Annotated in this window: 16 protein-coding genes; 5 read left to right on the top strand and 11 right to left on the bottom strand. The window is 65.1% G+C overall.

Annotated elements, in window-relative coordinates; translation table 11 throughout:
- Positions 1-64: 64 nt before the first annotated feature.
- From VEC01_RS01610 to VEC01_RS01600, 3 genes are read left to right on the top strand one after another with little or no spacing between them, the layout of a single operon-like run.
- Positions 65-1,273, top strand: a complete 1,209-nt coding sequence (locus tag VEC01_RS01610; protein WP_324898094.1) for an L-lactate dehydrogenase — start codon at positions 65-67, stop codon at positions 1,271-1,273.
- Positions 1,257-2,873: an FAD-binding dehydrogenase gene (locus VEC01_RS01605; RefSeq protein WP_324898092.1), complete on the top strand. Its 1,617-nt coding sequence runs from the start codon at positions 1,257-1,259 to the stop codon at positions 2,871-2,873. The genes VEC01_RS01610 and VEC01_RS01605 overlap by 17 nt, the downstream gene beginning before the upstream one ends.
- Positions 2,874-2,899: 26 nt before the next feature.
- Positions 2,900-4,633, top strand: coding sequence for a thiamine pyrophosphate-binding protein (locus VEC01_RS01600; RefSeq protein ID WP_324898090.1), 1,734 nt, complete (start codon positions 2,900-2,902; stop codon positions 4,631-4,633).
- Between the two features lie 82 nt (positions 4,634-4,715).
- Here VEC01_RS01600 and VEC01_RS01595 read toward each other — a convergent pair whose 3' ends face one another.
- The 3 genes from VEC01_RS01595 to VEC01_RS01585 all read right to left on the bottom strand — a co-directional run bounded on the left by VEC01_RS01595 (position 4,716) and on the right by VEC01_RS01585 (position 7,506).
- Positions 4,716-5,615, bottom strand: a complete 900-nt coding sequence (locus VEC01_RS01595) for an SDR family oxidoreductase (RefSeq protein WP_324898088.1) — start codon at positions 5,613-5,615, stop codon at positions 4,716-4,718.
- A 330-nt stretch (positions 5,616-5,945) separates the two neighbouring features.
- Complete coding sequence (locus VEC01_RS01590) at positions 5,946-6,803, bottom strand: enoyl-CoA hydratase-related protein (RefSeq protein WP_324898086.1); 858 nt, start codon at positions 6,801-6,803, stop codon at positions 5,946-5,948.
- Between the two features lie 13 nt (positions 6,804-6,816).
- Complete coding sequence (locus tag VEC01_RS01585) at positions 6,817-7,506, bottom strand: TetR/AcrR family transcriptional regulator (RefSeq protein ID WP_324898084.1); 690 nt, start codon at positions 7,504-7,506, stop codon at positions 6,817-6,819.
- Positions 7,507-7,644: 138 nt separating this feature from the next.
- Between VEC01_RS01585 and VEC01_RS01580 the strand changes: the two genes are divergently transcribed.
- Positions 7,645-8,616 (top strand): nitronate monooxygenase family protein, encoded by a 972-nt coding sequence (locus VEC01_RS01580; protein ID WP_324898082.1) that lies wholly within the window; start codon positions 7,645-7,647, stop codon positions 8,614-8,616.
- 105 nt (positions 8,617-8,721) lie between these two features.
- On the opposite strand, the gene VEC01_RS01575 is transcribed toward VEC01_RS01580, so the two are convergent.
- Both VEC01_RS01575 and VEC01_RS01570 read right to left on the bottom strand, forming a co-directional pair.
- On the bottom strand, positions 8,722-10,452 hold the full coding sequence (locus tag VEC01_RS01575; protein WP_324898080.1) for a methyl-accepting chemotaxis protein: 1,731 nt from the start codon (positions 10,450-10,452) through the stop codon (positions 8,722-8,724).
- Positions 10,453-10,798: 346 nt separating this feature from the next.
- Positions 10,799-11,380, bottom strand: a complete 582-nt coding sequence (locus tag VEC01_RS01570) for a hypoxanthine-guanine phosphoribosyltransferase (protein ID WP_324898077.1) — start codon at positions 11,378-11,380, stop codon at positions 10,799-10,801.
- Positions 11,381-11,636: 256 nt separating this feature from the next.
- On the opposite strand from VEC01_RS01570, the gene VEC01_RS01565 reads away from it, so the two are divergent.
- On the top strand, positions 11,637-11,894 hold the full coding sequence (locus VEC01_RS01565) for a hypothetical protein (RefSeq protein WP_324898075.1): 258 nt from the start codon (positions 11,637-11,639) through the stop codon (positions 11,892-11,894).
- 53 nt (positions 11,895-11,947) lie between these two features.
- Here the strand turns inward: VEC01_RS01565 and VEC01_RS01560 are convergent, their stop codons facing one another.
- The 6 genes from VEC01_RS01560 to VEC01_RS01535 all read right to left on the bottom strand — a co-directional run.
- On the bottom strand, positions 11,948-13,195 hold the full coding sequence (locus tag VEC01_RS01560; RefSeq protein WP_324898073.1) for a phenylacetate--CoA ligase family protein: 1,248 nt from the start codon (positions 13,193-13,195) through the stop codon (positions 11,948-11,950).
- Positions 13,196-13,203: 8 nt separating this feature from the next.
- Positions 13,204-13,554 (bottom strand): MmcQ/YjbR family DNA-binding protein, encoded by a 351-nt coding sequence (locus VEC01_RS01555; protein ID WP_324898072.1) that lies wholly within the window; start codon positions 13,552-13,554, stop codon positions 13,204-13,206.
- A 166-nt stretch (positions 13,555-13,720) separates the two neighbouring features.
- Complete coding sequence (locus VEC01_RS01550; protein ID WP_324898070.1) at positions 13,721-14,572, bottom strand: ABC transporter ATP-binding protein; 852 nt, start codon at positions 14,570-14,572, stop codon at positions 13,721-13,723.
- 123 nt (positions 14,573-14,695) lie between these two features.
- Entirely contained in the window at positions 14,696-15,997 is a 1,302-nt protein-coding gene (locus VEC01_RS01545) for an ABC transporter substrate-binding protein (protein WP_324898068.1), read from the bottom strand.
- 70 nt (positions 15,998-16,067) lie between these two features.
- Entirely contained in the window at positions 16,068-17,126 is a 1,059-nt protein-coding gene (locus VEC01_RS01540) for a branched-chain amino acid ABC transporter permease (protein WP_324898066.1), read from the bottom strand.
- An 81-nt stretch (positions 17,127-17,207) separates the two neighbouring features.
- A partial coding sequence (locus VEC01_RS01535; protein ID WP_324898064.1) for a branched-chain amino acid ABC transporter permease occupies positions 17,208-18,020 on the bottom strand: 813 nt, incomplete at its 5' end.

The raw sequence follows: 18,020 nt of genomic DNA, 5'->3' as shown, positions 1-18,020 counted from the left end.
CCAGCGGGGCCAGACGTTGCCGCCCGCGTCGCCAGAATAACAACGACATCGGGGGAGAACAGCCATGCCGAACGGCGTCCCGTCATTCCAGCAACCGGCTTCCGTCCGGGACTACCGCGAACTCGCGCGCCGCCGCCTGCCGCGCCAGTTTTTCGACTATCTCGACGGCGGCGCCTATGAAGAGTACACCCTGCGGCGCAACGTGGACGACCTGCACCGCATCGAGCTGCGCCAGCGCGTGCTGTGCGACGTCGGCCGCATCGAGCTTGGCACCGAGCTGCTCGGCAGCCGGCTGTCGATGCCGGTGGTGCTCGGCCCGGTCGGGCTGGCCGGCCTGTTCGCGCGGCGCGGCGAAGTGCAGGCGGCGCGCGCGGCGCAGGCGGCGGGCGTGCCGTTCTGCGAATCCACGGTTTCCCTGTGTTCCATCGAGGAAGTGCGGGCGGCGACCAGCGCCCCCTTCTGGTACCAGCTGTACGTGATGCGCGACCGCGGCTATGCGGCCGAGCTGTTGCAGCGCGCGCATGCCGCCGGTTGCCCGGTGCTGGTGTTTACCGTCGACCTGGCGGTGCTCGGCGCGCGCTACCGCGACGTGCGCAACGGCATGGGCGGCAGTTCCGGGCTGCGCGGCCGCCTGGCGCATGCGTGGGACCTGCTGTCGCACCCTGCCTGGCTGTGGGACGTGCCGCTGCGCGGCAAGCCGCTGGTGTTCGGCAACCTGTCCGCCGCGGTACCGGCCGCGCAGAGCCTGCCCGCGTTCCGCGCCTGGGTCGATGCGCAGTTCGATCCATCGGTGACCTGGAAGGACCTGAGCTGGCTGCGCGAGCGCTGGCCGGGCAAGATCGTGATCAAGGGCATCCTCGACCCGGAAGACGCGCGCATCGCGGCGGCCTGCGGCTTCGACGCGGTGGTGGTGTCCAACCATGGCGGGCGCCAGCTCGACGGCGTGTCGTCGACCATCTCGGCGCTGCCGGCGATCGCCGACGCTGTCGGCGACCGCATGGAAATCCTGTTCGACGGCGGCGTGCGCAGCGGCCTGGACGTGGTCAAGGCGCTGGCGCTGGGCGCGCGCGCCTGCATCGTCGGGCGCGCCTGGGCCTATGCGCTGGCGGCGCGCGGCGGGCCAGGCGTGGCGCATGTGCTGGATATTTTGCGCAAGGAAATGCAGGTGGCGATGGCGCTCACCGGCTGCACCGACGCGCGCGCGATCGGCCGCGATGCACTTGCGGCGGTGCATGGTTTGAACTGGGCGGGAGGACATGATGCTGCGTTATGAGAGCGATGTAATCGTCATCGGCGGCGGCCTGGCCGGCATCGTCGCGACGCTGGAGCTGCTGTCGGCCGGCAAGCGCGTGCTGCTGCTGGAGCGCGACACCGAGGAAAATTTCGGCGGGCTGGCCAGGGAAAGCTTCGGCGGCATCCTGATGGTGGATACCCCAGAGCAGCGCCGTGCCGGCATCCGGGACAACCCGGCGCTGGCATTCCAGGACTGGCTCGCGTTCGGCGGCTTCGGGCAGGATGACGCCGCCGAGTACTGGCCGCGCCGCTGGGCCGAGGCCTATGTGAACGACAGCCATGCCGAAATCTATGTCTGGCTCAAGGAACGCGGGATCTCTTTCCTGCCGCTGCCCCTGTGGGTCGAGCGCGGACAGTTCAGCGGCGGCAATTCGGTGCCGCGCTGGCATGTCACCTGGGGCACCGGGCACGGCCTGGCGACGCAACTGATCCGCGCGCTGCAGACGCACCCGCGGCGCGACGCGCTGACCATCCGCTTCCGGCACCGGGCCGAGTCGCTGGTCAGCGATGGCAGCCGCATCGGCGGCTGCCATGGCGTCACCGAAGACGCGCAGGCGGAATTCTTCGCGCGCGCCGGTGCGGTGCTGGTGGCCGCGGGCGGCATCAACGGCAGCATCGAACGGGTGCGCGAGAACTGGCATCAGGAATGGCGCAGCGCGCCGCCGGTGATACTGAACGGCTCGCACAAGTTCGCCGACGGCCTGCTGCATGACGCGGTGCAGGCGGCCGGCGGCCGGCTTACCCATCTCGACCGCATGTGGAACTATGCGGCCGGCGTGCACCACTGGAAGCCGCGCAAGCCCGGCCACGGACTGTCTCTCGTGCCGCCGAAGTCGGCGCTGTGGCTGAACTGGCGCGGCGAGCGCATCGGGCCGCAGCCGCTGGTGAGCGGCTTCGATACGCGCGAGCTGGTTACCCGCATCTGCGCGCAGGAACGGCAGTATTCGTGGCAGCTGCTCAACCGAAGGATCGCGTTGAAGGAGCTGGCGGTATCGGGCGCGGAATTCAATCCGTCGATCCGGGAAAAGAACAAGGCCGCCTTCGTGCGCGACCTGTTGCTCGGCAATCGCTGGCTGTACCGGCAGATGACGGAGAACTGCAAGGATTTCGTGGTCGCGCAGTCGCTGCCGGAACTGGTGGAAAAAATGAATGCGCTGCAGGGCGACGCCAGCGTCGACCTGGAAACGGTGCGCGCGACGGTCGAGCGCTACGACGCGGAGATCGATCGCGGCCCGGCATTCTTCAACGACGAGCAGCTGCGCCGCATCGCGCATCTGCGGCAGTGGCGCGGCGACCGCCTGCGCACCTGCAAGTTCCAGAAGATCCTCGATCCGGATGCGATGCCGCTGATCGCGATCCGCGAATTCATCATCAGCCGCAAGAGCCTGGGCGGCATCCAGACCGACCTCGGCAGCCGGGTGCTGGACAACAGCGGCCTGCCGATCGCCGGGCTGTATGCGGCGGGCGAGGCGGCCGGCTTCGGCGGCGGCGGCATGAACGGCCTGCGCGGGCTGGAGGGCACCTTCCTCGGCGGCTGCATCTACAGCGCGCGGCGCGCCGCGAAAGCGATCACCGAATAACCGATTCCTATAAACAGGAGACAAGCATGAAGAAAACCGCAGCCTGGCTCGCCGTGTACGCGATGGAACAGCTCGGCATCAAATACACGTTCGGCATTCCCGGCGTGCACAACACCGAGCTGTATGACGAGCTCAACAATTCCGACAAGATCACGCCGATCCTGGTCACGCATGAGGGCGGCGGCGCCTTCATGGCCGACGGCTTGAGCCGCGCGTCGTCCGACACCATCGGCGCGCTGGCGATCGTGCCGGCGGCCGGCTTCACGCATGCGGCGAGCGGCATCGGCGAAGCCTTCCTCGACGGCATTCCCATGCTGGTGTTTTCGGGCGGCATCCGCACGGATACCGGCCGGCAATACCAGCTGCACGACATCGACCAGCTCGCGCTGGCCAAGCCGCTGACCAAGGCGGCGTTCCGCATCACCCGGCATGAAGACGTGGTGCCGACGATTTTCGAAGCCTACCGCATCGCCACCGGCGGCGAACCGGGCCCGGTGCTGGTCGAGCTGCCGGTCAACCTGCAGCTGTTCCCCGGCGAGGTCGGCGAGCTGCCGCGCTGGACGCCGCCGGCGCCGCCAGCGGCACCGGATCCCGCGCTGATCCGCGAAGCCGCGGACGTGCTGCAGAATGCGCGCAAGCCCGGCCTGTTCGTCGGCTGGGGCGCGCGCATGGCGACCGAGGAAATCGCCGCCATCGCCGAATGGCTGCAGGCGCCGGTCAGCACCACGCTGCAGGGGCTGGCGACCTTCCCCGGCGATCATCCGCTGCATGCCGGCTTCGGTTTCAGCGCATCGGCGGTGCCGGCGGCGCGCAATGCGTTCGCGGGCTGCGACGCACTGCTGGCGGTCGGCGCGCGTTTTGGCGAAATCCCGACCGGCAGCTTCAGCGCGGTGGTGCCGCCGGCGCTGGTGCATGTCGATATCAATCCGAAGGTATTCAATGCGAATTACCCGGCGCAGGTCGGCATCGCCGGCGATGCCAAGGCGGTGCTGGCGGCGTTGCTGGCGGAGCTGCAGGCGCGCGGCAAGCGCGCGCCGGACAACGGCCTGGCGGCGCAGATCGCGCGCGACAAGCAGGCGTATCGCGAGGAGTGGCATGCGCACCCGGGCAGGGAGCGGGTGAACCCGGCGCGCTTCTTCGACGAACTGCGGCGCCAGATGCCGGACGACGCGGTGACTGTGCTGGACGACGGCAACCATACCTTCCTTACCGCCGAACTGTTCACCCTGCGCCGTGGCGGCAAGCTGCTGACGCCGACCGACTTCAACGCGATGGGTTATGCGGTGCCGGCGGCGATCGGCGCCAAGCTGGCGCAGCCGGACAAGGAAGTGTTCGCGATCGTCGGCGACGGCTGTTTCATGATGACCTGCATGGAAATCGTGACCGCCGCCGCGCGCGGCATCGGCGTCATCTACTTCGTGTTCCATGACGGCGAGCTGTCGCAGATTTCGCAGGCGCAGCAGATCCCGTACAACCGCAAGCCCTGCACGGTGCTCTCCGGCCCGAACATTGAAGGCATCGCCGCCGCCACCGGGGCGGCCTATGTCGCGATGCCGGACCAGCAGGCGATCGCCGGCGCGATCAGCGACGCGCGCCGGCTGGCGCAGCAGGGCCGGCCGGTGATCGTCGATATCGGCATCGATTATTCGAAGCGTACCGCCTTCACCAGCGGCACCGCGAAATCGACGTTCAAGCGTTTCCCGCTGTCGCAGCGGGTGCGCTTCGCGGGGCGCGCGCTGATGCGGAAGGTGACCGGATAGGGGCGGACGATGGGTAGGGTGCGCTTTGCGCACCGTTTCCCATGGGATATGGTAACGGTGCGCGGAGCGCACTCTACGCGCATCACGCGCCGCGCTGCTCCCTATCCTTCCGGTTCTGCTCCTCGATGCGGTCGCGCGCATCCTTCCACTGGTCCGGCGTCCAGGAGCGCAGTTCGTAGAAGTTGCCGCCGGTGAGATGGCTGCCGCCATCCATCATGATCGACTGGCCGGTCAGCCAGTCGCAGCCGGGCGCCATCAGGAAGGTGGCGAGGTTCTGCAACTCCTCCATCCGGCCGCAGCGGCCCATCGGGTTCACCTGCGCCGAGCGCGCGCCCGGCTCCTCGCCCGGGTTCAGGCGCTTGCTCATGCCTTCGGTCGGGATCTCGCCCGGGCCGACCGCGTTCAGGCGGATGCCGTACTGCGCCCATTCGGTCGCCAGCGACATCGTCATCGTGTGGATCGCGGATTTGCTCATCGCCGACGGCACCACGAAGGGGCCGCCGTTCAGCACCCAGGTGACGATGATGGAGATCACGCTGCGGTAGCCGTCTTCCGGTTTCCATTGGCCTTTCATCGCCATCTCGACCCAGCGCCTGCCGACCGCATGCGTGACGTAGAAGGTGCCGTGCATGACGATGTTGGCGACGGCATCGAAGCCGCGCGGCGACAGCGCGGCGGTCGGGGAGATGAAGTTGCCGGCGGCATTGTTGACCAGGCCGGTCAGTGCACCTTCGGCGAAGATCTGCTCGATCATGTCGTCGACCGCGGCGGCGTCGCGGATGTCGAGGCCGAAGGTCTTCACGCTGCCGCCGTGCGCCGCCATCAGTTCGGCGGCGGTGTCGTCGCAGACCTGCTTGCGGCGGCCGCAGATATAGATATCCGCGCCGAGCGACAGGTAGCGTTCGGCCATCGCGCGGCCGAGGCCGGTGCCGCCGCCGGTGATGAGGATGCGTTTGCCTTGCAAGAGTTTGGGTTGGAACATTTTGTCTCCTTCTTCTCTTCGGTGCCCCGGATCCTGAGTTGCTCCGTGGATGCTTGCCGGGACTGGCCCCGGCGGGCCACCTACTTTTTTGCTTCGCCAAAAAAGTAGGCAAAAAAGGCGACCGCAAAGCCGCTGCCCCTTCGGGGTCCCCGAAAAAATCAGCGGCAAGGCGGGAAGCGAAATAACTCGCCCTCACTTCGTTCGGTGCTCAGACAGATTTCGCTTCTTTTTCCGCCTTGCCGCTGATTTTTTCGGCAGCGTCAAAGCGGAACTGCTGCGAGCGCTACCCGGTTCTGTCTTTGCGGTCTCCGTAATTTTGACCCTGCTTTTTTATTTCAATTCGTACTTCCCTTCGGCAAACGACCGCAGCGGCGGCAAATCATCGAATTGCGGCGACCTGCCCTGCTGCTTCGCCAGGAAGGCTTCGACCAGGTTGCCGGTGCGCCAGATGCCGGACTGCAGCCAGCCCATCTGCTGCAGCGCGTCCTGCGTCGAATGGTCGCGCGCGTAGTGGATCGCCTGCTTGCTGCCCCAGATCGCCACCGGCGGCTTTTCCGCGATTTCGCGCGCCATCTGCAGCGCGCCTTCAATCATCGCTTGCTGGCTGTCGAACACCTCGTTCACCAGCCCCACCGCGAGCGCGCGCTGCGCCGGCAGGCGGCGGCCGGTGTACGCGAGCTCGTGGACGATACCTTCGGGAATCAGCTTCGGCAGGCGCTGCAGCGTGCCGAGGTCGGCGGTCATGCCGATGTTGATTTCCTGTATGCAGAAGAAGGCGTCGGCGCTCGCCAAGCGGATGTCGCAGGCGCAGACCATGTCGACGCCGCCGCCGATGCAGCCGCCCTGGACCGCGGCGATCACCGGCATGCGCAGCTGTTCGATCAGGTTGAACGCCTGCTGCATGTCGGCCAGCAGCGCGGCGATGTTGGCGCGCCCGCCGGCGCTGCCGTCGTTTAGCGAGATGCCGGTGTCGGCGCCGAACACGTCGAGCGCCATGCCGGCGGTGAAATGCTTGCCCGTGGAGGAAATCACCAGCGCCCGCGCCGGCGCCTCGCGCTGCAGCATCTGCAGGATCTCGGTCAGTTCGCGCCACATCACCGGCTGCATCGTGTTCAGCGCGGCGGGACGGTTCAGCACGAGGTGGGCGACCTTGTCGGCGATGGCGAGGTCGAAGCATTGGTAAGTCATCACGGCTCCTTGGTTATTTGTTGTTGTCGTCCGGCCCCACCTGCAGCGAGCGCAGGACCGCGTGCACCGCCGCGTCGAACAGTTCGTCGGCGCGTTCGGTTTTCAGGTAATAGCCTTTCAGCTCCAGGCTGACCGCGCCATGCATTGCCGCCCACAACAGGCGCGCGGCGGCGGTCGGGTTCGAGGGCGGCAGCGCGCCGCTCTTCATGCAGGCGTCGAAGGCTTCGATCAGCACCTCGAAGGATTCCCAAGCCTGCTTGCGTGATTCCACCGGCGGCACGAAGCCGGCGATCGCATCGCCGAACATCACCATGTAATAGCTCGGGTTGCGCTTCGCGTACTGGTGGTAGACGCGCGCGTGCAGGCGCAGCAACGCCAGCCCGCTCATGTCTTCCTTCCTTGCCGCCGCCTGTTCCGACGCGACCCGGAACTCTTCCTTCAGCCGGGCAAAGCCTTCGAGGTAGAGTTCGTTGGCCAGGCCGTCCTTGCCGCCGAACAGCGAATACAGCAGCGTGGTGGAACAGTTCACCGCGTCGGCGACCCTGCGCACCGTCAGCGACGACGGCCCTTCCTCGGTCAGCAGCCGGGTCGCGGCATCGAGCATGCCCTGGCGCAGGGTGATGCGGAGGTCTTCCTGCGCCTGGCGGAAGTCGATGGGCGTGCGCGCGGCACCGCGGGCGGAAGTCGTTTTCTTGGCTTTCATGCGCTTGACAAAAACATTGTTTTTTCTGATAACATCATAAACGGAATACAGAAAAACGCAATGCCAGGAGCCATTGCAACGGAAAAATCCGCAGCGGAACGCGATCCCGCGCCTTCCGTTCCAACCAAAGGAGTCCCCATGAGCAACAAGAACTTGCCGCCCGTGCTGCAGAACCTCAGCCTGCCCGTCATCGCGTCGCCGATGTTCATCGCCAGCGGTCCGGAACTGGTCAAGGCCCAGTGCAAGGCCGGCATCGTCGGTTCCTTTCCCGCGCTCAATGCCCGTCCGGCCGAGCTGCTCGACACCTGGTTGACCGAGATCCAGCAGGAGCTGGAAGCGTACAAGCAGGCCAACCCCGGCGCGAAGGTGGGGCCGATCGCGGTCAACCAGATCGTGCACCAGTCCAACGACCGCCTCGAGCACGATGTCGCGGTGTGCGTGAAGCACCAGATCCCGATCATCATTTCCAGCCTGCGCGCGCCGCCGAAGGAAATGCTGGATGCGGTGCACAGCTACGGCGGGATCGTGCTGCACGATGTGATCTCGCTTCGCCATGCGCAGAAGGCGCTGGAAGCGGGCGTGGACGGCCTGATCCTGGTGGCGGCCGGCGCCGGCGGCCATGCGGGCGCGCTGTCGCCGTTCGCACTGGTGGGCGAAGTGCGCAAGTTCTTCAACGGTCCGATCGCGCTGTCCGGCGCGATCGCGTCCGGCGACGCGATCCTGGCAGCGCAGGCGATGGGCGCGGACTTCGCCTACATCGGCTCGCGCTGGCTGGCGACGAAGGAGTCGAATGTCGACGATTCGTACCGCGAGGCGATCCTGGAATCGACCGCGGCCGACGTGATCTACACCAACCTGTTTACCGGCGTGCACGGCAACTATCTGAGGAAGTCGATCGTCGCCGCGGGACTGGATCCGGACAACCTGCCGGTGGCGGACAAGTCGAAGATGAACTTCGGCTCCGGCGGCAGCAGCAAGGCCAAGGCCTGGCGCGATATCTGGGGCGCCGGCCAGGGCGTGGGGCTGATGGACGAGGTGCTGACGGTGCCGGAAGTGATGGAAAAGCTGAAGGCCGAGTACATGGCGGCCAGGAAGCGGCTGGCGCTGTAAGGGTTCTGGCAGCAGGGCGCCGCCGGGGCGACCCAGCGGATGAAAAAAGGGCGGGCACTGTGCCCGCCCTTTGCATCAGGGCCTGTGATCAGGACCCTGGAAGGATCAGAACTCTTCCCAATCCCCGCCGGCTGCCGCGTGCGGCACCAGCGGCCGCTTTGCCGCCGGTGCCGGCATCCGCGTCTTCACCGGCGCCGCCTTCCTCGGCGCGATGGCCGGTGAATGCACGCCCTGCGCTGCCGCCCTCGCCGGCGCGACCGCAAGCTGCACGGCGCCGCCCGTGCCATCCGTCCTGAAGGTGCTCACCAGGCCGACCAGCTGCGAGGCCTGGTCCTGCATCGCCTCGGCTGCCGCGGCCGCCTGTTCCACCAGCGACGCATTCTGCTGCGTCGCTTCATCCATCTGGCTGATCGCCTGGTTGATCTGTTCGATGCCGGAAGTCTGTTCCGCGCTGGCGGCAGTGATTTCGCCCATGATGTCGGTCACGCGCTTGACGCTTTCCATGATCTCGGTCATCGTCGCGCCGGCCTGTTCAACCAGCTGTGCGCCGGTCTCGACCTTGTCCACCGAATCATCGATCAGCGCCTTGATTTCCTTCGCCGCGCTGGCCGACCGTTGCGCCAGGTTGCGCACCTCAGACGCCACCACCGCGAAGCCGCGGCCCTGTTCGCCGGCGCGCGCCGCTTCCACCGCCGCATTCAGCGCCAGGATGTTGGTCTGGAACGCGATACCGTCGATCACGCTGATAATGTCGACGATCTTGCGCGACGAGTCGTTGATCGAGCCCATCGTCTCCACCACTTGCGCGACCACCGCGCCGCCGCGGTCGGCAACTTCTGACGCAGTGCTCGCCAGGCTGTTCGCCTGGCGCGCGTTGTCGGCGTTCTGCTTCACTGTGGAGGTGAGTTCTTCCATCGACGACGCGGTTTCCTCGAGCGAGCTGGCCTGCTCCTCGGTGCGCGAGGACAGGTCGAGGTTGCCGGACGCGATCTGGGTGGACGCGGTGACGATGGTGTCGGTGCCCTGCCGGACCTGGGCAACGATGTTGGCCAGGTTGTCGCGCATCGTACGCATCGCATGCAGCATGCTCGATGTGTCGCCGTGCCTGAGTTCGACATGGACGGTCAGGTCGCCTTCCGCGATGCGCTGAGCGATCCCTGCGGCATAGTCCGGTTCGCCCCCAAGCTTTTGCATCAGGTAGCGCGTCATCAGGAAGCCGATCGCCGCCGACAGCAGCAGCGCGCAGGCGCCGAGCGCGAGCATCAGCAGGCGCGCGTCGCGGTAGGTATCTTCGGCCTGCTTTCCGGACGTTTCAATCAGCTCCACCTGGAACTTGATCATGTTGGCGATCGCCTGCTGGTAGTCGGCCAGCACCGGGCGCAGCTCGTTGGCGAGGTAGGTGCGCGCCTCGTCGGCCTTGTCTTCCTTGATCAGCACCAGCAGCCTGTCCAGCCTTTCCACATACTTCGCGCGCACCTCGGTCAGCTCGCGCAGCAGTTCCTTCCCCTTCGGCAGCGTGATCACTTTTTCCAGGCTGTCGATCCTTGCCTGCGCCACCTTGCGCGCTTGCATGATGACTTCCACCTGCTTGTCGCGCTCGTCCTTGCTGCTGGTCAGCATCATGCTGCGCACGGCGATGGCGATGGTATTCGTCTGCGCCAGGATGTCGCTCGACATCGAAATCTTCGGCCAGCGGTCATTGACGATGGTGCCGGTGTCGCTGTTAAGGGACGAGAGGGAGGAAATGCCGATGCCGACGGTAATCATCAGCAGGACGCAGATGCTGCCGAAGCTCAGCGCCAGCCGCTTGCCGACGGTCATGCTTTTGGTGCTCATGTTTTTACCCCAGTAAATTTTCGTTGTCGTTTCCGTAACCAGCGTCCGGCAGCAGGAGCGCGACATCAAAAAGTCACTGCGCAAGCGGTAGAACATGACAGGCCCGGTAACGACCATTATTACATCGGGGCCTTGCTACTTAGCAAGCGAAGTAGGAGTTGGTCTGACAACGGTGCGAAATTCCAACACAGGCGCCGACGACTCTGTAGAAATTGCTATGGAAAGCGCTGCCGCGATGACAACACGGACGCTGCAACTTGCCTCCTGTTCAGCGAAGGCAGGTTTGCGTTTTGGGAAGGGAAGGTGCCGCACCGGCGATGCGGCGGACCGGGAAGGCGGGGAAGGATCAGCCGCCGGTCTTGATCGCCCAGATGCCGGGCAGGTTGCGCCAGTAGCCGTACGCATCCATCCCGTAGCCGACCACGAACTTGTTCGGCAGCGTCAGGCCCACATAATCGGCGTACACCGGCTTCGCCTTGCCGATATCCTTGTCCGCGAACACCGCCAGCACCACTTCGCGGGCACCCATTTCCAGCAGGCGCTCCTTCACATGCGCGAGGGTTTCGCCTTCGTCGAGGATGTCGTCGAGCACGATCACCGTGCGGCCTTCCACGTTGGAGCGCGGAATCACTTTCCATTCGATGGTGCCGCCCTGGTCCTTGCTGCCGTAGCGGGTCACATGCATGTAGTCGAATTCGAGCGGAAAGCTCAGGCGGGTCAGCAGCTGGCCGCAGAATACGACCGCGCCGCCCATCACGCCCAGCACCAGCGGAAATGCCTCGTCGCCCTGGTTGTCGAAACGCTGGTTGAGCTGCTGCGCCACCTTGTCGACAGCCTGCTGCACGGCGGCCGGATCGAACACCAGTTCGGCGTCCTTGAGCAGGGCACGGGCCTTGTCACGATGGAATTCGGAGTCGATGTACGGCATGGTGCAGGACCTCTTGTGCGAGAAGAATGTAAACCGGTGCGGTATTGCATCATCCTACCGCAGCCGGTGCAAGGCCGGCATGATATGCCGTACCGCGTGGTGCGGCAAGCCCGTGAAAACCCTTAGGCTGTGGTTTCGCCGCACTCGCGCGGCCACGCGAACATCTTTCTTCTTGTCAAAAAATTATGCGAAAGGGGGAATCTTTGTCTGTCAGCGTGCTCGAACATGGACCAACGGACATTATCGGGAACAGCCAATGAAAACCACGCTCAAGCAACACCAGATCAACACCCAGGGCCCGGAAGGCGATCGCGTCACGCCGCGCATGCCGCACGAACGCGACGAGTCGGACTCGAGCCAGGGCAGCGTGCCGCGCAAGGACATGCTGCAAGCCTACAAGGACTTGCAGAACGGCCAGGTCGACACCGACCTGCGCGAAACCAGCGGCGTCGACGAAGTGGTCAACGACCGCCCGGGCACGTCGCCCGACAAGGTGGTGAAGAAATCTTTCTGAACCGGTGCCGGCAGGCCCGGCCGGCCGCTTGCGTGTGACGCAGGCGGCCTTGCTCATTCGTACTTGCGCGCGTCCTCGATAACCTTGCCGTCGTTCGGCAGGCTGCCGCGCGCCACCAGCTTTACCTCGCCGCGCAGCTTGGTCACGTCGCGGATCGTGTCGACCACTGCGTCGGCCGACAGAGCGGACGGATCGTCCACCTCGCAATGCAGCGTCATCACGTCGTTGGCCATCTCGCCGGTCACCACCAGCCGTGCCTTGGCGATCTGCGGGTAGCGCTTTACCACTTCCGCCACCTGCGAAGGATGCACGAACATCGCGCGGACCTTGGTGGTCTGGTCGGCGCGACCCATCCAGCCCTTGATCCGGGTATTGGTGCGGCCGCAGGGAGATATGCCGGCCAGCACCGCCGACATGTCGCCGGTGCCGAAACGGATCAGCGGATAGTCGGGATTGAAGGACGTGATCACCACTTCGCCGACTTCGCCGTCGGCCACCGGGTCGCCGGTGCCGGGACGCACGATTTCCAGGATCAGGTCTTCATCGAGGATCATGCCCGGGTTGACCTGGCCATCGGTCTGGGTCTCGTATGCGATGTTGCCGATGTCGGCCGAGCCGTACATCTGCAGCACATTGGCCACGCCATTGTCCTGCAGCCACTTGCGCAGCGACGGCGGCAACGCTTCCGCGCCGACCACCGCACGTTGCACGCTGCTGATGTCGGCGCCCATTTCCTGCGCCTTTTCGATGATGATCTTCAGGAAGGACGGCGTGCCGATGTAGGCGTCGGGCTTCAGGGCCGCCATCGCCTGCACCTGCATCTCGGTCTGGCCGATGCCGGCCGGGATCACCGCGCAGCCGATTTTTGCCGCCCCGCCCTCGGCCATGAACGCGGCCGGGGTGAAGTGATAGGAAAAGCAGTTCTGGATGATGTGGCCCGCGCGCAGGCCGACGGCGGCCATCGGACGCGCGAAACGCCACCAGTCCTGCGCCTGGCCTTCCGGATCGAAAATCGGCCCGGGCGACATGAACAGGTGGCGCAGCTGGCGCGCCGGCGTCGTGGTCAGGCCGCCGAACGGCGCGTCCGCCTGCTGCAGGTCCTTCAGGTCCGACTTGCGGGTGACCGGCAGCTGCGCCAGCGCGGCGCGGGAGCTGATGTCGGACGCATTCACGCCGGCCAGGATGCGGCCCCAGCCCGGCGCCTGCTGCGCGCGCGCGACGAGTTGCGGCAGGCGCGCCATCAGGTCGTGTTCGCGCTGTTCGGGTACGCGGGTTTCCAGGGAGTCGAGATAGTCGGTCATGGTCGGGCCTATGCAAGCAGTTCGCGCTGTACGCGCTTGGGAAGTTTGGAAAAGATCAGGTCGCGCGCGCGGCGCAGCGTGTTTCTTGCGATCGCGTCCGGCATCGCTTCCGGCGCCATCGCAATCCATTTCGCCCGCGCCAGGTAAGGCGCGGGACGGATGCCGGGTTGCCCCGTGTACGACAGGAACAGCTCGTCGTCGACCTTGCACCAGAGGTCGGTCGGCTTATCCTTGTTGTCGAGGATGAACAGGGCAAACATTTTTCTTGAAACCATGAACGTCAGCGCGTTGCCCCACTTGCGCTCGCACTGCGCATGCGGCAGCGTCTTGCAGTAGGTAACGAGCTTCGCGTAATTCATCACATTCATCCGGCGCGAAAACGCGCGTAAAAAGCCCACTGCGGTGCGTCGGGCGCACCGTCCGGTCTGGTTACGGTTTGCAGGTCATGTAGGGTGCGCCCTGCGCCCCATGCGGTTGCATCCCCGCAGTCTTCCGGTGCGCCGGGCGCACCCTACGGCATCCGTTTTACGCCAGCCAGCGCTTGCGCCGGCGATAGAACTTCATGTCGCGGAAGCTCTTGCGCTCCGCGCCCGATACGCCGAGATAGAATTCCTTCACGTCTTCATTGGTGGCCAGGTCGCTCGCCGCGCCTTCCATCACCACACGCCCGTTTTCCAGGATGTAGCCGAAGTCGGCATAGCGCAGCGCCACCATGGTGTTCTGTTCCGCGACCAGGAAGGACACGCCTTCCTTGCTGTTGAGGTCCTTTACGATCTCGAAGATTTCCTCGACGATCTGCGGCGCCAGGCCCATCGACGGCTCGTCGAGCAGGATCATGGACGGCTTGGCCATCAGCGAGCGGCCGATCGCGCACATCTGCTGTTCGCCGCCGGAGGTGTAGCCGGCCTGCGAGCCGCGGCGCTGCTTGAGGCGCGGGAAATAGTGGTAGACCTTTTCCAGCTGGTCCTTCAGCTCTGCGCGCGAGATCTTGCGGGTGTAGGCGCCGGTCAGCAGGTTTTCCTCGATGGTCAGGTGGCCGAAGCAGTGCCGGCCTTCCATCACCTGCGACAGGCCGCGCTTGACGAGTTCGTTCGGTGTCAGCTGGTCGATGCGCTCGCCCTTGAATTCCACGCTGCCTTTTGTGACATCGCCGCGCTCGCCGCGCAACAGCGTCGAGATCGACTTCATCGTGGTCGACTTGCCGGCGCCGTTGGCGCCCAGAAGCGCGACGATCCTGCCCTGCGGGACCTGCAGCGACACGCCCTTCAACACCAGGATCACGTGGTCGTAGATCACTTCGATGTTGTTGACGGACAGGTAGGGGCGCCCGGCGTCGGGCTGGCCGACGGCGGCCGGCGTTCCGTTATGCGTTGTCATGGTGTCTCTTCTTGATTCGGATTCAACAGGTCGTGCAGCTCACGCGAAGGTCCGCGAAACCGGCTGCGGGCGCTCGCGTGAGGCCGCTCCCGTCGGGGGCGGGAGCGGCTCATGTTCAACTGCTTAGGTCGCGCAAGCCGGCGTGATCTTCTTTTCGGCCGCGTACTTGTTCGACGATTCGTCGATCAGCTTCTTGGTCAGGTTCTTGTCGCCCGTGACCCAGTTCGGCGTGATCGGCACCCACTTCGTGCCGTTCCACTGCTGCACCTTTACCGCGCCCGAACCTTCATGGTCTTCGCAGGAAGTCTTGACCGGCGGGAACATGCCAAGCACGCCCAGCGCCTTCTGGCGGGCTTCGTCGACGTTCAGGTTTTCCATGCCCCAGCGCACCTGCTCGCCGGTCATGACCTTGCCCTTGCCGAACTTTTCCTGCGCCTTGCGGATCGCTTCCGTCCACAGGATCGCCGCGGTCACGCCGCGCATGTGGTACACCGAGCCGACGCGGGTCTTGTCGTCGAGGTTGCCCTTGCCGGCGTCATAGACCTTCTTGCGGATCTCGTCGAGCACCGGATAGTTGCCCGGGGTGTTGAAGGTCATCGTGGTGTAGCCCTTGGCGGCGTCGCCGGCTGGGATCACGTCCTCTTCCGAGCCCGCCCACCACACGCCGAGGATCTTCTCGCGCGGGAAGCCGTTACGCTGCGCGGTCTTGATCGCCACCGCATTCATCACGCCCCAGCCCCACAGGATCACGTAATCCGGCTTGGCCTGGCGGATCTGCAGCCATTGCGACTGCTGCTCGTTGCCCGGATGCGCGACCGGGATCTTCATCAGTTCGAAGCCGTGCTGCTGCGACAGCGCGTCGAGCACCGGGAAGGGTTCCTTGCCGAACGCGGAATCGTGGTACAGGTGGACGATTTTCTTGCCCTTGAGCTTGTCGACGCCGCCTTCCTTGCTGCCGAGATAGGCGACCATCGCGGCGGCCTGGTTCCAGTAGCTGGTGATCAGCGGGAAGACGTACGGGAAGACCTTGCCGTTGGCGGCATCGGAGCGGCCGTAACCGAGCGTGGTCATCGGGATCTTGTCGTTGGCGACGCGGTCCAGGATGCCGTACGCGATGCCGGTCGACAGCGGCTCCATCAGGGTGGCGCCGCCATTCCTGGACTTCAGTCGCTCATAGCACTCGACGCCGCGCGAGGCGTTGTATTCGGTTTCGCACTCTTCCCACTTGACCTTGACGCCGTTGATGCCGCCGGAGGCGTTGACCAGGTTGAAGTAGTCGATCGCCCCGCCGAAGAAGCCGGAACCGCCTGCGGCGTACGGGCCGACGCGGTAGGACAGAATGGGAATGTATTGTTCCTGAGCAGCGGCGACACCAACGGTTCCGGCAAGCGCAGCGCCCAACAGGACTGACTTGATCAATTTCATGATGCTCCTCCTATTTTTATTACAGCAATAACAACCGGTTGTTAAGGCATTGAAAGCTCGCGCCCTCAAATCAATGCGGGAATGGCCATAACCGCAATTTTTCCTTCGCGATCTGCCACAGGCGGGCCAGGCCATGCGGCTCGACGATCAGGAAGAAGATGATCAGCGCGCCGAACACCATCAGTTCGAGGTTCGACGCAACCGAAGTCGGGAGTCCGAAGGTATGGGCGATGATGTTCAGCAGGATCGGCAGCAGCACGATGAAGGCCGCGCCAAAGAAGGAGCCGATGATGGTGCCGACGCCGCCGATGATGATCATGAACAGGATGCGGAAGGACAGGTCCAGGCTGTAGGCTTCCGGCTCCACGGTGCCGAGGTAGGCGTACGCATAGAGCGCGCCGGCCACGCCGCAATAGAACGAACTCACCGCGAACGCGAGCAGCTTGGTGCGCATCAGGCGGAAGCCGATCACCTCGGCGGCCACGTCCATGTCGCGCACCGCCATCCAGGAGCGGCCGACGTTGCTGCGCACCATGTTTTTCACCATCAGCGCCATCACGCAGACGATGGACAGCGTCAGCAGATACTTGCTGGCCGGGGTGCTGAAGTCGTAGCCGAGGATCGTGATCTGTTGCGCCGTGATCACGCCGGACGAGCTGTAGTTGGTGAACCAGCCGATCTTGGTCAGGCACCAGACGACGAAGAACTGCGTCGCCAGCGTTGCGGCGGCCAGGTAGAAACCGCGGATGCGCAGCGACGGCAGGCCGAACGCGACGCCGACCAGGGCGGCGCACAGCCCGCCGAGGATGAAGGCGACCAGGATCGGGATGCCGGGGACGCGCAGCACGAAGTTGTACGATGCGAATGCGCCGACCGCCATGAAGGCCGCGGTGCCTAGCGAGAGCTGGCCGGCGTAGCCGGTCAGGATGTTCAGTCCGAGCGCGGCGAGCGAAAAGATCAGGAACGGGATCAGGATCGCCGAAAAGGTATAGGGCGATGCCACCAGCGGCACCACGACGAAGGCGATCGCCAGCAGCGCATAGATGCCCAGCCGGTCCTGCCGGATCGGGAAGATCTGGTTGTCCGCCTGATAGGTGGGTTTGAATTGACCTGCTTCGCGGTAGAACATGTTTTGCTTCCTTGTTCGTTGTCACGGTGGGGCGGCCAGCGCCCCGGTTCTTACCTTCCCCCGCAGGGGATGGCGGCGACGTCAAATCCTTCGAATGATCTTCTCGCCAAACAAGCCTTCCGGCCTCACCAGCAGGAACAGCAGCGCCAGCACGTACGGGAACCAGCCTTCGATGCCGCCGCCGACCATCGGGCCGATATACACCTCGGCCAGCTTTTCCGACGCGCCGATGATCAGTCCGCCGAGGATCGCGCCGGGCACCGAGGTGAAGCCGCCGAGGATCAGCACCGGCAGCGCCTTGAGCGCGACGAAGGTCAGCGCGAACTGCACGCCGTTGCGGGCACCCCAGAGCAGGCCGGCAACCAGCGCGACGAAACCGGCGACCGCCCACACGATGCCCCAGATCTGCTGCAGCGGAATGCCGACCGCCAGCGCGGCCTGGTGGTCATCCGCCACCGCGCGCAGCGCGCGGCCGATCTTGGTCTTGGAAAAGAACAGTGCCAGCCCGGTGACAAGTGCCGCGCAGATGCCCGCCGAAATCACGTCGAACTGCGAAATCGAGATGTTGTAGTTGTCGAGCAGGTACATGATCGGCACGTCTTCGATGCCGATATCGAGGCGGCGCACTTCCGAACCCCAGATCAGCTGCGCCAGGCCTTCGATGAAGAAGGTCAGACCGATGGTGGCCATGAACAGCGTGATCTCATGCTGTGCGACCAGCGGGCGAAGAACGATCCGTTCCGTCGCGAGGCCGAGCAGCACCATCGCACCCATGGTCAGCGGAATCGCGACCCACAGCGGCACGCCGAACTTGTCGATCAGGCCGACGCAGGTGAGCGCGGCGAAGAACACCATCGCGCCCTGCGCAAAGTTGAAGACGCCGGAGGCCTTGTA

It is taken from the genome of Noviherbaspirillum sp. (assembly GCF_035627455.1).
Lineage (GTDB): Bacteria > Pseudomonadota > Gammaproteobacteria > Burkholderiales > Burkholderiaceae_D > Noviherbaspirillum.
The sequence above is the reverse complement of the archived record's forward strand: the minus strand, read 5'-3'. Positions and strand labels throughout refer to the sequence as shown.

Coding starts and splice junctions, on each gene's coding strand:
- VEC01_RS01610 (WP_324898094.1), top strand. CDS start 65: ATGCCGAACGGCGTCCCGTCATTCCAGCAACCGGCTTCCGTCCGGGAC.
- VEC01_RS01605 (WP_324898092.1), top strand. CDS start 1,257: ATGATGCTGCGTTATGAGAGCGATGTAATCGTCATCGGCGGCGGCCTG.
- VEC01_RS01600 (WP_324898090.1), top strand. CDS start 2,900: ATGAAGAAAACCGCAGCCTGGCTCGCCGTGTACGCGATGGAACAGCTC.
- VEC01_RS01595 (WP_324898088.1), bottom strand. CDS start 5,615: ATGTTCCAACCCAAACTCTTGCAAGGCAAACGCATCCTCATCACCGGC.
- VEC01_RS01590 (WP_324898086.1), bottom strand. CDS start 6,803: ATGACTTACCAATGCTTCGACCTCGCCATCGCCGACAAGGTCGCCCAC.
- VEC01_RS01585 (WP_324898084.1), bottom strand. CDS start 7,506: ATGAAAGCCAAGAAAACGACTTCCGCCCGCGGTGCCGCGCGCACGCCC.
- VEC01_RS01580 (WP_324898082.1), top strand. CDS start 7,645: ATGAGCAACAAGAACTTGCCGCCCGTGCTGCAGAACCTCAGCCTGCCC.
- VEC01_RS01575 (WP_324898080.1), bottom strand. CDS start 10,452: ATGAGCACCAAAAGCATGACCGTCGGCAAGCGGCTGGCGCTGAGCTTC.
- VEC01_RS01570 (WP_324898077.1), bottom strand. CDS start 11,380: ATGCCGTACATCGACTCCGAATTCCATCGTGACAAGGCCCGTGCCCTG.
- VEC01_RS01565 (WP_324898075.1), top strand. CDS start 11,637: ATGAAAACCACGCTCAAGCAACACCAGATCAACACCCAGGGCCCGGAA.
- VEC01_RS01560 (WP_324898073.1), bottom strand. CDS start 13,195: ATGACCGACTATCTCGACTCCCTGGAAACCCGCGTACCCGAACAGCGC.
- VEC01_RS01555 (WP_324898072.1), bottom strand. CDS start 13,554: ATGAATTACGCGAAGCTCGTTACCTACTGCAAGACGCTGCCGCATGCG.
- VEC01_RS01550 (WP_324898070.1), bottom strand. CDS start 14,572: ATGACAACGCATAACGGAACGCCGGCCGCCGTCGGCCAGCCCGACGCC.
- VEC01_RS01545 (WP_324898068.1), bottom strand. CDS start 15,997: ATGAAATTGATCAAGTCAGTCCTGTTGGGCGCTGCGCTTGCCGGAACC.
- VEC01_RS01540 (WP_324898066.1), bottom strand. CDS start 17,126: ATGTTCTACCGCGAAGCAGGTCAATTCAAACCCACCTATCAGGCGGAC.